We start from the raw sequence: 13,010 nt of genomic DNA on the forward strand, positions 1-13,010 counted from the left end.
ATCATAATCATCTTTATTATTCATTTTATGTGATCATCGCCACGTCGTAAAGAGACCCCGTCGCAACGCCCGGAAGTATGGAGGCGCCAATCGCGATCGATGGAGGTCACGATGCCAGCAGGACATGGAATGCAGGGCTGCCCGTCCGACATCCGCCGGGCCTCGCCAGCCGAGTTTCTCTTGCTGACAGAGCGGATCGCCCGAGAGGCTCGGGCCGCGGCGATCGGTGACGCTGTCGTTCGAACGTTCACGCGGGCAGTGCGCGGCGTGCGCGTGCTGGTGTCGGTGGTCCGCACCGCGTTCGCCTTGCGCGACACCCTCATGCCGGCGCGTGAAGGCAGCCGAACGCACCATCCCAATCACCATCAGTGACCCCGACGCCACCACCGGCGCAAACTCCGAAAGAGACGCGACCATGCTGATCACCATCATGAAGCCGGCTCGGCTCAACACAGGCTCTCTTGCCGCGGACGCCTTTCGTGCCCTGCGAACGGTCTGCGCCAGACTTTGGCGTTGGCGGCAGCAGCGGCTGGCGGCCTCGGAACTGCACAGCCTGAGCGACTACTCGCTGAGAGATATCGGTATCGCGAGAAGCTACATCGACGAACAGGTACGCCTTTCCGCCAAGCGCTACGCGCGGCCGACCAAGTCAACCGGACTGATCTGAGTTCTCATCGCTGCAGCCGCTTAACCCCTGGAACGGAGAAACTACCATGCCCAAAGCATACTGGATCGTGCGTGTCAGCGTTCATCAGCCAGCGCAATACCCGGATTATCTCGCCGCAGCGCGTCCGGCCTTCGAAAAATTCGGCGCCCGGTTTGTCGTACGCGGCGGCGCGTTCGAACTGATGGAGGGACAGGCGCGGGAACGCAACGTCGTCGTCGAGTTCGCCGATTTCGCGACGGCGACCGCCTGCTACCGCAGCGACGAATATCAGAAGGCAAAGGCGATCCGCCAGGCGAACGCGGATGCCGACTTCATCATCATCGAGGCCGCCACCTAGACGATTTCGCGCGCGCGCAAATCTGCGATCGCGGCCGCGTCGTAGCCGAGCGAGGCCAGCACCTCGTCGGTATGGGCGCTGAGTTCGGGCGCCATGCGGTCGAGTTTGCCGCCACCATGGGCGAGCTGAAATCCGCTGCCGGCGAAACGAAGCCGGCCATAGGGCGTGTCGATCTCCTGAATGGCGCCGCGCGCTGCAATCTGCGGATGATCGATCACTTCCTCGACCTTCCAGATGCTGGCGCAGGGCGCGCCGGCCGCTTCCAGGATGGTCTCCCACTCGCGGGGATCCTTCTTAGACAGCGCGTCCTCGATGATGGCTCGTAGCGCCGGCTCGTTTTCCTGCCGCGCGAACCAGTCGACGAAGCGCGGGTCCTCCAGCGCATCAGCGCGGCCGAGCGCCTTCATCAGCGACTGGTATTGCTTCTCGCTGTTGACGGCGAGCAGCAAATATCCTTCGCCAGCCTTGAACAGGTTGGCGGTCGGCCGGCGGCTGACGGCCTGATTGCCGGAGAGTTGCTGGCGATGGCCGGCGACCGCGTAATCCGCCACCTGACCTGAAAGAAACGCCAGCGTAGCCTCCAGCATGGAGACGTCGACCATCTGTCCCTTGCCGGTATGGGTGCGCTGGAACAGCGCACTGGAGACACCGAACGCCGCGGTCGAACCGGACAACACGTCGCAGACCGCAAAGCCGGCGCGGGTCGGTCCGGTCTCGGCGTGGCCCGTAATGGACATGATGCCTGATAGAGCCTGGATCTTGCCGTCATAGCCGGCGCCAAGCCGCGCCGGACCGGTCTGGCCAAAACCCGAAATCGCGCAATAAATCAGCCGCGGATTGATCGCCGAGAGCGCCGCATAGCCGATGCCGAGCTTGTCCATCACGCCGGGACGGAAATTCTCCATCACCGCGTCGGCTTGCGCCGCGAGCTGCTTGACGATCGCGATCGCTTCCGGCTTTTGCAGGTCGAGCGTCAGGCTGCGCTTGTTGCCGTTGACCGCCTGCCAGCCCGGCGCAAGTCCGCGCTCGGCCCATTCGCGGGAGAGCGGCGTGCGGCGCATGTCCTCGCCCTCGCGCCGCTCCACCTTGATGACGTCGGCGCCGAGCAGCGCGAGCTGGTAGCTCGCATAGGGGCCGGCCAGCACCTGCGTGAAGTCGAGAATCTTCACGCCTTCGAACGGTCGGGTCACGCAGCGTTCTCCCTGGCTCTTCTTGCCCTCTCCCCTTGTGGGAGAGGGTGGACGCGATGCGGAGCATCGCGGACGGGTGAGGGGTTTGTCTTGGCGAACACCGAACGTGCGGATAAAGACCCCTCATCCGGCGCTTCGCGCCACCTTCTCCCACAAGGGGAGAAGGAAGACCGCGTCACGCCGCGCGGTTGCCGCGCGCGATTTCTTTCTGCTTGTCGAACTCGGCGCGGCGGCGGGCCAGTTCTTCCGGGCTCATCTGCGCGATGTTGTTGTAGTCGAGCTTCCAGGAAGCGTCCTCGCTCCAGCGCAGCGGCGACTGCATCGTGGTGCGCGCGCCGGACGCGGTTTCCAGAACGCGCAGTGCCAGTTCGAGCGTCTGCGCCTGCGAGGCCACATCCTGCGGCTTGCCGGCGGAGTTGCCGAGCGGAAAGTCCGAGAACAGGAAGCGCGGCACGGCGGCGTGCTCGACGATGTCCTTGGCGCAGCCCATCACCACCGTGGCAATGCCGTTGGCTTCGAGGTGGCGCGCGACCAGTGCCGAGGTCTGGTGGCACACCGGGCAGTTCGGCACCAGCACTGCGACATCGACCTTGTCGGCGAGGCAACGCTCAAGAATCTCCGGCGCGTCGGTGTCGATGGTGACGCGATGGCTGCGATTGGTCGGCGCGCCGAAGAAGCGCGGCGCCACCTCGCCGACCCGCCCCGCGGCTTGCGCCTTCAGAAGCTGCGGCAGCGGAAACCAGGTGCCGCTGTCGATTGCCGACGTGTGCTTGCGGTCATAGCCGATATGCGAGATCCGCAGATCGTGCTGTTTCGAAGTATCGCCGTCATAGACAGTGTAGAATTTCGCGCCGCCATTATACGCCGCACCCGGACCCTGATCGCCCTTGGCGGGATCATATTGCGCGGCGGTCGTAACGATGGTCACCCGCGATTGCGCCAGCGGCTTTTTCAGCGGCTGGAATGGCGCATCGACGTAATGCGCCCAGCGGTACGCCGTGGTGTAGCCGATCGCCGCGTAATAATCGCGGGTCCGCTGCATATAGGGGACCGGAGCATCGTAGTCGGGCGCAAAGCCCAGTTGATCGTCGGACGGGCCGGACATTGTTGTGTCTCCTGCGTTTCCACCGTGAGGGCGCTGATCTGGCTTGAGCCTAAGCTAGTGATAGTCAGCCTGTTCCTCAACAGCGGATATTGCACGAGCCAGGACCAATGACCATGCGCGCCACGGCCGGGACAGCAGGCCCTAACCGGGGGCTGGTACCTTGTTTTGCCGTGCGCGTGCCGGCAACACGGCAGCGCGGCGCGACCTAGTCGTCCTCCTCGGCCGGCTCACCAATTCTGCACGGGCGCAAGGCATCGCCGCCCTTGAGCACGATGATCGAGACCGCCGCATGATTCTGCCGGAAATCGTTGAGGCGGAAGATTCCGGCGGCGTAGCGTTCGCGCAGGCCTTGTTCCACCCTGGCGTCGATCGGATCACGGAAGATTTCGCGCGCACGCAACAAACCCAAATCGCCATAGTCGCGGTACAGATTCGAGGTGTGCTGCAAGCGCGAGGACAGATACCAGAACATCGCCGAGCGGTATTCCTTCAAGGCGTCTTTCGGGCAGGACTGCGGCGTACAGACACGCAAAGCCAGCGTAATCTTGTCGGGATCAAAGTTGGCGATACGATCATCGATCGAGCGCCCGCCGCGGTCGCGCGAGCCGCGCGAGGGAATGGCTTTCGTTCCAGCGACGTGCTGGCGGCCGTAGCAGGCCGGCGCCGTCTTCGGCTCGGACATGTATCTCTCCACGCGAGCGAAAACACCGAAACCGACCATCGCGATGCCGCCGACGGCCAGACCCGTGGCCACCGCGCGCCAGCGGGTGAAGAAGCCCGAAGGCAAGCCTTGTTCGAGCATGCTCATCCGCATGCGTTCTTGCTGGGTTGAGCAGGGCCTACGACAGGCATCGCGGGCATCCCGCGCGGCGGCGGCGGACTTCCGAAGACGCCCGGCGTTCGGTTCGACATGAGCCGGGCAACATCGCTGGCCGGGATGTAACCGTCGGCTTCGAGCGCGACCAGTCCTTCCTTGAGTTGCGGATCGATCCGGGCGCTGGGCATGCCGGCCGCGTCTTGCTTGTAATCGATCGGCCCGCCGGCAATCATTGCCGATGGGCTGCCCGCCTGTATTTGCCATTCTTCACGCGCCTGAACGACCAGCTTGGCATACTGCCGAACCGCCTCGTACAAATGATCCCGATGCGGCTTCTGACAGAAGCGCTGCGGCTGTTCCCTGGTCAGGCACGCCACATAGGCGCCGCCGCGCACGACCCGGTGCTCGACGATATAGAGGCTATCGAAAGCTGCGTTCCTCTGCGTCGCAGTCAATTCGGCCGTAGCGGCGCGGTCGGTGCAGATGCGATGAACCCGCTGCAACAGCGCGTCACCGCCGCCGGCCTGCTCGATCGCCGCCGCCGGGTTGCCGGCGTTGGCGGTTTCTACGAAACCCCGGTCGAGCGCCTTACCCGCCTGCTTCATGAAGTAGACACTGGCGCCTCCGATGGCGAATGCCAGTGCGACTCCGAGCGCCATGCCGCCGACCTGCTTGACCAGCGGCGGCATCCCGCCGCCGGAAGACGCCGGGATCGGCCGCGACGCCTCCGGCGCCGGCTGTATCCCTCGCCGGCCGAAATCGCCGTTCTGTCGACTCATGGTCTTTCCCTTTCGATCAGCGGCGCGCGCGCTGCTTGCACAGGCGATCCAGGTCGCCGGCGTACATGGTTTTGTCGGTAGAGCCGTCGCTCTGTGCCAGACCCGAAGTCGGCGTGATGCGGGATGGATTGAGCAACAGAGTGTAGCGGATAGCATCGAACGGCAGACCAAAATGATCGGCCCAGTTCTGCAACGACGTACACAATCCCTGACGGTTGCTGACTTCGCCGCCGGTCGGGTCCACGGGGCGCGCGAAACTGGGAGCGCCAAACGCGCCGATCCGAAAGCCCGCCAGCGAGCCCGGTTGAGCGTCGAGAACGTCAAACGCCGCATAACCTTCAAATCCGACGCGGGGCGCCGATCCCGGCGTCAAGCCTTGCAGGCGCCAGCGGATCGGCTGATCGGCGATGATGACGACCGCATCGCGCGGAGCCTGTTTGAGGTCGAGTTGCAGAATCCGATAGCCGTCCTGATCGACAGCCTGTCGCGCCTGCGACGACGTTCCCCCGCCACCCGGCTTTGTGCTGTCGAATGCGACCGCGATAATTTGAAGCGATGCTGTCGTGCCGGAGGCCATTTCCGGCCTGCCGGTCAGCGCCCTGAGCCTCGCGATCTGCCGCCCGCGTTCCTTATCCAACACCGAAGTGACGATGCCTGGCTTCGATGCCGGCTCGTCGCGGGGACCGGCCTGCTCCAGAATCTGCTGAAACCTGTCATTGTTGCGACCGGCGACCGAGCCGAGCACGTGCCCGTACGTCATCGTCAGCACGACAAGCGGCGTGGCGATAAAACCGAGCACCGTGAACCAGACAAGAAAGCGAATGACCTGATCAAGCAGCGGCGGTCGCGGCGGAGGATCTGTTTGCGTCACACTCATCAACGGCCCCGATGGCCGCCGGTGGGAGCGCGACCTTACGGACCCGAATTTACACGGAGAGGTTGAAAGGCTTTTTTGAGCCTCAGACTAAAAGTCGCTCGATCCCGGCCATGTTTGATTAACGGGTTGTGCCTTTTCGAGACGACGCCTCAGACCCCCGCGACCTGCGACCATATCTCGGCGAGCTTGCGCCTGAACGCCTGCATGCGCGTCAAGGGCACGGCCACTTCCTCTTCCTCGGGCAGCCGAAGGCCGATGACGTTGACCCGGCCGCCGCCAAGGCTGCGCGCGACCAGGACGATGGGATCCAGCACCAGCTCCGCGCCTTCCTTTGGCGCGTGGTCGAGATGGATGTCGAAATAATCCGCCAGCGTCAGCTTGGCCTGCTCTTCACCGACCGCAACGCCGTAGATCTCGGCGAGTTCACCCAGCGTGTGCTCGCCCGACACCGTGAAATCGCCGAGCAGATGCGGATCGGGCGTCGTGCTCGGCGCCATATCGACAAAGAACCGATCCAGCGCCTCGGCCTTTTCCGGTGGCGCCAGCAGGTAGATGTAATCGCCGGGCGCGATCGGGTCGGCCTCGGTGGGCGATAGGATCCGCTCGTCGCGGATCACCAGCGTCGGCTTCGACCAGGACGGGATCAGCCCGCGCCGGAAATACAGGCTCTTTGAGCGCACGGGATAGCCGACCAGTTGCTGCTCGAGCTGGCCGGGCAGATCGAGCTCGACGCGGCGCGGGCCACGGTCCGCGCGGGGCAACGCCACATGCAGCAGCCGCGCCGCCGGCGCCAGCGTCCAGCCCTGCAGCAGCAGCGAGATGAAGACGACGACAAAGGCGACGTCGAAATAGAGATAGGCTTTCGATAGCCCCACCAGCATCGGGATCGATGCCAGGAAAATCGCCACCGCGCCGCGCAGGCCGGTCCAGGCGATGAAGAGCTTTTCCCGCCAGTTGAAGCGAAACGGCGCGAGACAGAGAAACACCGCCAGCGGCCGCGCCAGCAGCATCAGCACCAGCGCCACCAGCACGGCCGGACCGATGCTGTCGACCAGCCGCTGTGGGGAGACCAGCAGGCCGAGCATCACGAACATCACGATCTGCGCCAGCCAGGTCGCGGCATCGAGGAACGTCACCACCGAATTATGCGCGCGCGTCGGCCGGTTGCCGATGATGATGCCGGCGAGATAGACCGCGAGAAAGCCGCTGGCGTGCGCGATCTGCGCCGCCCCGAAAATCACCAGCGCCGCGGTGGCGACAAAGGGCGCATGCAGGCCTTGCGGCAGCGCCACGCGATTGAGCCCCACCACCACCAGACGGCCGCCGATCACGCCGACGACGGCACCGAGCCCGGCTTCGCGGATGAATTCCAGCGCGATATGCACGGCCGAGCTTTGACCGAGCGAAATGTATTGGACCAGCATCAGCGTGAGGAAGACCGCGAAGGGATCGTTGGTGCCGGATTCGGCCTCCAGCGTCGCACCCACCCGAGGGCGCAGCCGCAGGCCCTGCGCATGCACCAGCAGGAACACCGCCGCCGCATCGGTCGAGGCGACGACGGCGCCGACCAGCAGCGACTCGCTCCAGTTCAGATCGAGCACGTATTTGGCGAACGGCGCGGTGACCAGGGCGGTGAGCAACACGCCGACCGTCGCCAGCACCGTGGACGGCGCCAGCACCGCACGGATACTTTGAAACCGCGTTTTCAGACCGCCGTCGAACAGGATCAGCGCCAGCGCCACCGATCCCACCAGATAGGTCGAGCGCACGTCGTCGAAGCTCAGCTGGCCGGGCCCGGAATCGCCCGCCAGCATGCCGATCAGCAGGAAGACCAGCAGCAACGGCGCGCCAAAGCGCAGCGCCAGCAGGCTCGAGAGAATTCCGGCCATTATCAGGACGGCTCCGAGCAAAATCGCCAGACTTACTGAATCGAGAGAAGCCATAAATTTAGGGAAGCCTCGAATCTAGAGAAGATTTGCAGCTCTGCAACGTTGGGCAAATACTTGCAATTGCATCCTTATCGTCGCCACAGTTGAACGCCAACCCATTTCTCCAAGATAGCGGCAATGTGCCCGGTTTATCGGCCTGACTTGCCCTTGCGGACGTCTCGTATCGATGGCATCCGCAGCGCGCTTGTGGGAGTCTGCCAGCGCTTCGAATCAATTTTGCATGATGGGGCAGCTTGATAAGCGACCTGGCCCCGAACGAGATTTTGCCGATGGATCCGAAAGAGATTATCGAGTTGCTGCACACCACCGCGCGGTCGCTCGGCGCGGAGGTCACCTCACCCTGGTTCTATCTGCAGTTTGGCCTGATCCTCGCCGGCGCAGGCATCGCCTATGCGAGCGACGCGGCCATTCGTTCGCGCGTCGACATGACCTCGTTCGCGATGGGCTTGCCGCTGCCGCTCAGGCACTTCGCTCGCGTGCTGGTCTTTAGCGCCTCCACCGCGGTGTTCGCCGTTCTGATGATCGCCGCCCGCATCACGATGTACCATTCGACCTGGCCGAGCCGCAGCTATCTGCTGGCGGTCTGCGCCAAGCTGGCGCTGGCCTGGCTGGTCATTCGCCTCGTGACGTCGGTCATTCGCAACGAGTTCATCGTCCGCCTGGTGTCGCTGTCGGCATGGCTGGTCGCGGCGCTCAGCGTCGTCGGCCAGCTTCAACCGACCCTGGACTTGCTGGATTCGGATGCGGCCTCGATCGTGCTCGGCGGATTGCGGCTGACGCCGCTGGTCCTGATCAAGCTCGGCGCCCTCTTGATCGTGGCGCTGTGGCTGACCAACATCGCCAGCAATTTCGTCGAAAGCCGCATCACCCGCTCCGCGGACCTGACGCCGTCGATCCAGGTGCTGCTGGTGAAGATGATCCGCATGGGCCTGATGGTGCTGGCGATCATCATCGCGCTCAGCGCCGTCGGCATCAATTTGTCCGCGCTCGCGGTATTCTCCGGTGCGGTCGGCGTCGGTATCGGTATCGGCCTGCAGAAGATCGTCGCCAACTTCATCTCGGGTATCATCCTGCTGGCGGACAAGTCGGTAAAGCCCGGCGATCTCGTCACCATCGGCGACAGTTCGGGCCGCATCAGCGCGATGAAGACGCGCTACATTTCGGTCGCCGCCGGCGACGGCCGCGAGTTCCTGATCCCGAACGAAGATCTGGTGACCCAGAAGGTCGTGAACTGGACCTATACCGACAAGAACACGCTGGTGAAGGTGCTGTTCGGGACCAATTACGACGCCGATCCGCGGCTGGTCTGCAAGCTGGCCGTCGAGATCGCCGCGGCCGCGCCCCGCGCCATCAAGAACAAGCCGCCGAACTGCATCCTGACCGAATTCGCCGAGGCCGGGATGAAATTCTCCCTGACCTTCTGGATCGCCGACCCCGACGGCATGGACACCGTGAAGAGCGACGTGATGCTGGCGCTGTGGGACGCCTTCAAACGGGAGGGCATCCGGGTTCCCTATCCGGTGCGTGAAATCCGGGTCCGGGGCGGCGCACTGCCGGTCGAATCCGTGGTTGAGGTTTCCAGCTGAAATCAAGCGTTTAGATGCCCCCCAGCCCGCTAACCTTGGCTTGCACTGCTGGCTGCGATCATTAAATTAGGCGGCAAATCAGCCTTTGACGCCCTCAATTCCCGAAGCATGACCCGCCCATGAGCTATATCGAAGCAACAGATACCTCCTTGCGAAAGACCGGACAGATCAAGCTGCATGGCGCGAGCGGTTTCGCCGGCATGCGCAAGGCGGGCGCCCTGGTCGCCAAATGCCTCGACGAGCTCACCGACATCGTCAAGGAAGGCATTCCTACCTCGCGGATCGACGAATTCGTCCGCGACTTCGCGTTCAGCCACGGCGCCTACCCGGCAACGCTGATGTATCGCGGCTACCGCTATTCAACCTGCACCTCGATCAATCACGTGGTCTGCCACGGCATGCCCGGCGATCGCGCGCTGAAGGAAGGCGACATCGTCAATATCGACGTCACCTTCATCGTCGACGGCTGGTACGGCGATTCCAGCCGCATGTATGTGATCGGCCCGATCGCCCGCAAGGCCGAGCGGCTGATCGAGGTCACCTATGAGGCGATGATGCGCGGCATTGCCGCCGTAAAACCCGGCGCCACCACCGGCGACATCGGCCACGCCATCCAGAGTTTTGTCGAGCCGCAGGGCATGAGCGTGGTGCGCGATTTCTGCGGCCATGGTTTGGGACGCATGTTCCACGACGAGCCGAACATCATCCATATCGGCCGGCCCGGCGAAGGCGTGGCGCTGAAGCCCGGCATGTTCTTCACCATCGAGCCGATGATCAATCTCGGCAAGCCGCATGTGAAGATCCTGTCCGACGGCTGGACCGCGGTGACGCGCGACCGCTCGCTGTCGGCGCAGTTCGAGCATTCGGTCGGCGTAACCGCTGATGGCGTCGAAATCTTCACGCTGTCGCAACGCCACGCCGAGAAGCCTCTGGCCAAGGCGTAATTGGACCGGCGCGTAACCCTGCCCCGCAAGCCCAAGGCCGTCGTCTTCGATATGGACGGCCTGCTGATCGACACTATTCCCGCCTATGTCAGCGCCATGGTCGAGGCCGGCCATGATGTCGGACACGTCGTCTCGAAAGACTATGTGCTGTCGCTGGTCGGGCTGCTCGGCCTTGAGCTGGAAGCGCAGCTTCGCACCGATCATGGCACGGCATTTCCGCTCCCTGCCTATATGGCCGCAGTCTCGGCACGGCTTGGTCCGATCCTGGATGCCGGCGTTCCCTTGAAGGCCGGCGCATCAGAATTGCTGGAAGCACTGGCAAGGGCAGAAATGCCAATGGCGGTCGGGACCTCGATGACGCGGAAGGAAGCGCTTCATCATCTGAACCACTGCGAGGTCGAACACTTCTTCCGCAGCGTCGCCGCGCGAGACGACGTGGCCCGCGGCAAGCCGCACCCGGACGTTCACCTGAAGGCGATGTCGGCGCTGGGGTTCGAGCCTCGCGATTGCCTGGTCCTCGAAGATTCCTTCAACGGCGTTCGCGCGGCACACGCCACCGGCGCCATGGTGATCATGGTGCCGGATGTGGTAGCGCCGACGCCGGAGATTGCGGCGCTTTGCATCGGCGTGGCCATCGACCTGCATCAGGTCGGGGAGATCATCGGGTGAATGGAAACCCCGGCCAACTGATTTCCTGCCGTTGCGGCAATTGATGATTGCAACAGCACGAAATTCTGGATGCCGATGCCATGAGGACGATGGCCAAAATCCCAGTTGCAAATCGTTCTCAATATCCTGCGGCAAGATGCCGGTCCTTTAACTTGAATCCCTGCGGAATACGCCGCGCGCGACGGTGTAGAACTCACGCGGACGCTCTCGGTCGAGCCTCCGACGGGCGATCAACCAAGGGAGCAAGAACAATGTTCGAGATTTCACGCAGAGATCTGATTCTCGGAAGCACGGGGGCCGCGCTCGTTTTCGGCCTCAAGGGACCGGTTTCGTTCATCGATGCGGCGCACGCGCAGCGCGCCGCGGACAGCCTCAAATACAAGGTCGGGGATATCGAGGTCTTCAGCCTGCATGAGGGATCCGTCGAGCGCACCGTCACTGAAGCGATGGTCAAGAACGCCTCGCTCGACGACGTCAAGAAGGCGCTGAGCGCGGCGGGCATCGGGCCTGACAAGATCGACAATCCCTTTACCGTCACGGCGATCCGGACCGGCGGCAAGGTCGTGCTGTTCGATACCGGCTTTGGCGGCAACGGTCCGGCCACGGTCGGCAAGCTCGCGGACAACATGAAGGCCGCCGGCCTCGATCCCGCGACCGTCTCCACCGTCGTGATCTCGCATTTCCATGGCGACCACATCTCCGGCCTGTGGGTGAAGGAGACGAGCGCGCCGGTGTTCCCGAACGCGGAAATCATGATGCCCGAGGTCGAGTTCAAGTACTGGACCGATCCGGCGCTGGTGGAGAAGGTGCCGGAAGCCAACCGTCCGATGGTCAAGCGCATCCAGGCGACGTTCCCGACCTGGAAGAACGTCAAGCAATACAACGACGGCGCCGACCTCGCGCCCGGCGTCAAGGCGATCGCCACGCCTGGTCACACCGTCGGACACATGTCGTTCCTGGTGGCATCCGGCGGACAGCAGCTCTATATCCAGAGCGACGTCACCGGCATGCACCAGCTGTTCGTTAGGAATCCCGGCTGGTTCTCCAGCTTCGATGCAGACGGGCCGAAAGCGGAAGCCACGCGCCGCGCTTTCTTCGATCGCGTCATCGCCGAGAAGGGCATGATCGCCGGCTATCATTTCGGCTTCCCGAATGTCGGCACCCTGTCGAAGGATGGCAATGGCTATGCGTTCGCGGCCGTGAAGGCCTGATAGCGGGCTGGTCCGAAAAAAATGAAAGGCGCCGCATGTCGCGCGGCGCCTTTTCTCTATCCGAAATCCGCCGCCGCCCCGCACTTCAGAGTTGCAAAAGCTGGCCGGCACGGCATGCTTGATGCCGATGCCCGCCAAGCCGCGTGACCCAAATCCCGAACCCGACGAAACGCCGCATTACCACGGCCATCGCGAGCGGCTGCGCGAGCGCTTCTACAGCGCCGGGCCGGACGCGCTCAGCGATTATGAGCTGCTGGAGATGGCGCTATTCCCCGCCCTGCCCCGGCGCGACACCAAGCCGCTGGCCAAACTACTGCTGAAGAAGTTCGGCTCCTTTGCCGAAGTCGTCCACGCGCCGGAAGCGCGCCTGCGCGAAGTCGAGGGCATCGGCGATGCGTCCGTCCACCAGATCAAGCTGCTCGCGGCGGCCGCGAGCCGGGTGGCAAAAGGCGAGATCAAGCGCAGCATCGCGCTATCGTCCTGGAACGACGTGATCGGCTATTGCCGCAGCAGCATGGCATTCGCCGACAAGGAACAGTTTCGCCTGCTGTTCCTCGACAAACGCAACCAGCTGATTGCGGACGAGGTGCAACAGACCGGCACCGTCGACCACACCCCGGTCTATCCGCGAGAGGTGATCAAGCGCGCGCTGGAATTATCGGCGACCGCGCTGATCCTGGTGCACAACCACCCGTCCGGCGATCCGACGCCCTCGCAAGCGGACATCCAGATGACGAAAGCAATCGTCGACATCGCCGCCCCGCTCGGCATCTCCGTGCACGACCACATCATTGTCGGCAAGAACGGCCATGCGAGTTTGAAGGGGATGCGGCTGATCTGAGCCCGCAAGCTCGCCGCGATGCGTCATGTCGTCAGCTC

At 63.7% G+C, this 13,010-nt stretch carries 15 protein-coding genes; 8 read left to right on the plus strand and 7 right to left on the minus strand.

Translation table 11 applies throughout. The features are described 5' to 3' along the window. Positions 1–111: 111 nt before the first annotated feature. The 3 genes from JQ611_RS19705 to JQ611_RS19715 are packed head-to-tail and all read left to right on the plus strand — an operon-like array spanning position 112 to position 1,004. Positions 112–372: a hypothetical protein gene (locus JQ611_RS19705; protein ID WP_212466343.1), complete on the plus strand. Its 261-nt coding sequence runs from the start codon at positions 112–114 to the stop codon at positions 370–372. Between the two features lie 43 nt (positions 373–415). Beyond that, on the plus strand, positions 416–667 hold the full coding sequence (locus JQ611_RS19710) for a DUF1127 domain-containing protein (protein WP_212265787.1): 252 nt from the start codon (positions 416–418) through the stop codon (positions 665–667). Between the two features lie 46 nt (positions 668–713). Continuing rightward, entirely contained in the window at positions 714–1,004 is a 291-nt protein-coding gene (locus tag JQ611_RS19715) for a DUF1330 domain-containing protein (RefSeq protein WP_212265786.1), read from the plus strand. Here JQ611_RS19715 and JQ611_RS19720 read toward each other — a convergent pair. From JQ611_RS19720 to JQ611_RS19745, 6 genes are all read right to left on the minus strand, one after another. Further along, positions 1,001–2,194: a CaiB/BaiF CoA-transferase family protein gene (locus JQ611_RS19720; RefSeq protein ID WP_212466344.1), complete on the minus strand. Its 1,194-nt coding sequence runs from the start codon at positions 2,192–2,194 to the stop codon at positions 1,001–1,003. The two genes, JQ611_RS19715 and JQ611_RS19720, sit on opposite strands and share 4 nt — an antisense overlap. Before the next feature lie 175 nt (positions 2,195–2,369). Further along, a complete protein-coding gene (locus JQ611_RS19725) occupies positions 2,370–3,299 on the minus strand; it encodes a glycine reductase (protein WP_212466345.1) in 930 nt (309 codons plus the stop codon). A gap of 205 nt (positions 3,300–3,504) precedes the next feature. Then, the gene (locus JQ611_RS19730; protein ID WP_212386661.1) at positions 3,505–4,107 is read right to left on the minus strand and encodes a hypothetical protein; all 603 of its coding nucleotides are present in this window, start codon (positions 4,105–4,107) and stop codon (positions 3,505–3,507) included. Further along, entirely contained in the window at positions 4,104–4,895 is a 792-nt protein-coding gene (locus JQ611_RS19735) for a hypothetical protein (protein WP_212386660.1), read from the minus strand. Before JQ611_RS19735 ends, JQ611_RS19730 begins: the two co-directional genes overlap by 4 nt. A 16-nt stretch (positions 4,896–4,911) precedes the next feature. Next, positions 4,912–5,772 (minus strand): hypothetical protein, encoded by an 861-nt coding sequence (locus JQ611_RS19740; protein ID WP_212386659.1) that lies wholly within the window; start codon positions 5,770–5,772, stop codon positions 4,912–4,914. 149 nt (positions 5,773–5,921) lie between these two features. Next, positions 5,922–7,715: a potassium/proton antiporter gene (locus JQ611_RS19745; RefSeq protein ID WP_212386658.1), complete on the minus strand. Its 1,794-nt coding sequence runs from the start codon at positions 7,713–7,715 to the stop codon at positions 5,922–5,924. Positions 7,716–7,990: 275 nt separating this feature from the next. Here JQ611_RS19745 and JQ611_RS19750 point away from each other — a divergent pair, with 275 nt between their 5' ends. The 3 genes from JQ611_RS19750 (at position 7,991) to JQ611_RS19760 (ending at position 10,920) form a co-directional block, all read left to right on the plus strand. Beyond that, positions 7,991–9,307 (plus strand): mechanosensitive ion channel domain-containing protein, encoded by a 1,317-nt coding sequence (locus JQ611_RS19750; protein ID WP_212415117.1) that lies wholly within the window; start codon positions 7,991–7,993, stop codon positions 9,305–9,307. A 119-nt stretch (positions 9,308–9,426) separates the two neighbouring features. Further along, positions 9,427–10,251, plus strand: a complete 825-nt coding sequence (gene map / locus JQ611_RS19755) for a type I methionyl aminopeptidase (protein ID WP_211998364.1) — start codon at positions 9,427–9,429, stop codon at positions 10,249–10,251. Then, positions 10,252–10,920 (plus strand): HAD family phosphatase, encoded by a 669-nt coding sequence (locus tag JQ611_RS19760; RefSeq protein ID WP_212466346.1) that lies wholly within the window; start codon positions 10,252–10,254, stop codon positions 10,918–10,920. Here JQ611_RS19760 and JQ611_RS19765 read toward each other — a convergent pair. Then, positions 10,896–11,117: a hypothetical protein gene (locus tag JQ611_RS19765; protein WP_212466347.1), complete on the minus strand. Its 222-nt coding sequence runs from the start codon at positions 11,115–11,117 to the stop codon at positions 10,896–10,898. The genes JQ611_RS19760 and JQ611_RS19765 overlap by 25 nt on opposite strands. A 54-nt stretch (positions 11,118–11,171) precedes the next feature. On the opposite strand from JQ611_RS19765, the gene JQ611_RS19770 reads away from it, so the two are divergent. Together JQ611_RS19770 and radC are read left to right on the plus strand one after the other, a co-directional pair. Next, positions 11,172–12,131, plus strand: coding sequence for an MBL fold metallo-hydrolase (locus JQ611_RS19770; RefSeq protein WP_212265780.1), 960 nt, complete (start codon positions 11,172–11,174; stop codon positions 12,129–12,131). A gap of 127 nt (positions 12,132–12,258) precedes the next feature. Beyond that, positions 12,259–12,972: a RadC family protein gene (radC, locus tag JQ611_RS19775; RefSeq protein ID WP_212466403.1), complete on the plus strand. Its 714-nt coding sequence runs from the start codon at positions 12,259–12,261 to the stop codon at positions 12,970–12,972. The last annotated feature ends 38 nt before the right edge of the window (positions 12,973–13,010 follow it).

The sequence above is a fragment of the Bradyrhizobium sp. AUGA SZCCT0182 genome (assembly GCF_018130185.1).
In the GTDB taxonomy this organism is placed as follows: domain Bacteria; phylum Pseudomonadota; class Alphaproteobacteria; order Rhizobiales; family Xanthobacteraceae; genus Bradyrhizobium.

Coding starts and splice junctions, on each gene's coding strand:
- JQ611_RS19705 (WP_212466343.1), top strand. CDS start 112: ATGCCAGCAGGACATGGAATGCAGGGCTGCCCGTCCGACATCCGCCGG.
- JQ611_RS19710 (WP_212265787.1), top strand. CDS start 416: ATGCTGATCACCATCATGAAGCCGGCTCGGCTCAACACAGGCTCTCTT.
- JQ611_RS19715 (WP_212265786.1), top strand. CDS start 714: ATGCCCAAAGCATACTGGATCGTGCGTGTCAGCGTTCATCAGCCAGCG.
- JQ611_RS19725 (WP_212466345.1), bottom strand. CDS start 3,299: ATGTCCGGCCCGTCCGACGATCAACTGGGCTTTGCGCCCGACTACGAT.
- JQ611_RS19730 (WP_212386661.1), bottom strand. CDS start 4,107: ATGAGCATGCTCGAACAAGGCTTGCCTTCGGGCTTCTTCACCCGCTGG.
- JQ611_RS19735 (WP_212386660.1), bottom strand. CDS start 4,895: ATGAGTCGACAGAACGGCGATTTCGGCCGGCGAGGGATACAGCCGGCG.
- JQ611_RS19740 (WP_212386659.1), bottom strand. CDS start 5,772: ATGAGTGTGACGCAAACAGATCCTCCGCCGCGACCGCCGCTGCTTGAT.
- JQ611_RS19745 (WP_212386658.1), bottom strand. CDS start 7,715: ATGGCTTCTCTCGATTCAGTAAGTCTGGCGATTTTGCTCGGAGCCGTC.
- JQ611_RS19750 (WP_212415117.1), top strand. CDS start 7,991: ATGGATCCGAAAGAGATTATCGAGTTGCTGCACACCACCGCGCGGTCG.
- map (WP_211998364.1), top strand. CDS start 9,427: ATGAGCTATATCGAAGCAACAGATACCTCCTTGCGAAAGACCGGACAG.
- JQ611_RS19770 (WP_212265780.1), top strand. CDS start 11,172: ATGTTCGAGATTTCACGCAGAGATCTGATTCTCGGAAGCACGGGGGCC.
- radC (WP_212466403.1), top strand. CDS start 12,259: ATGCCCGCCAAGCCGCGTGACCCAAATCCCGAACCCGACGAAACGCCG.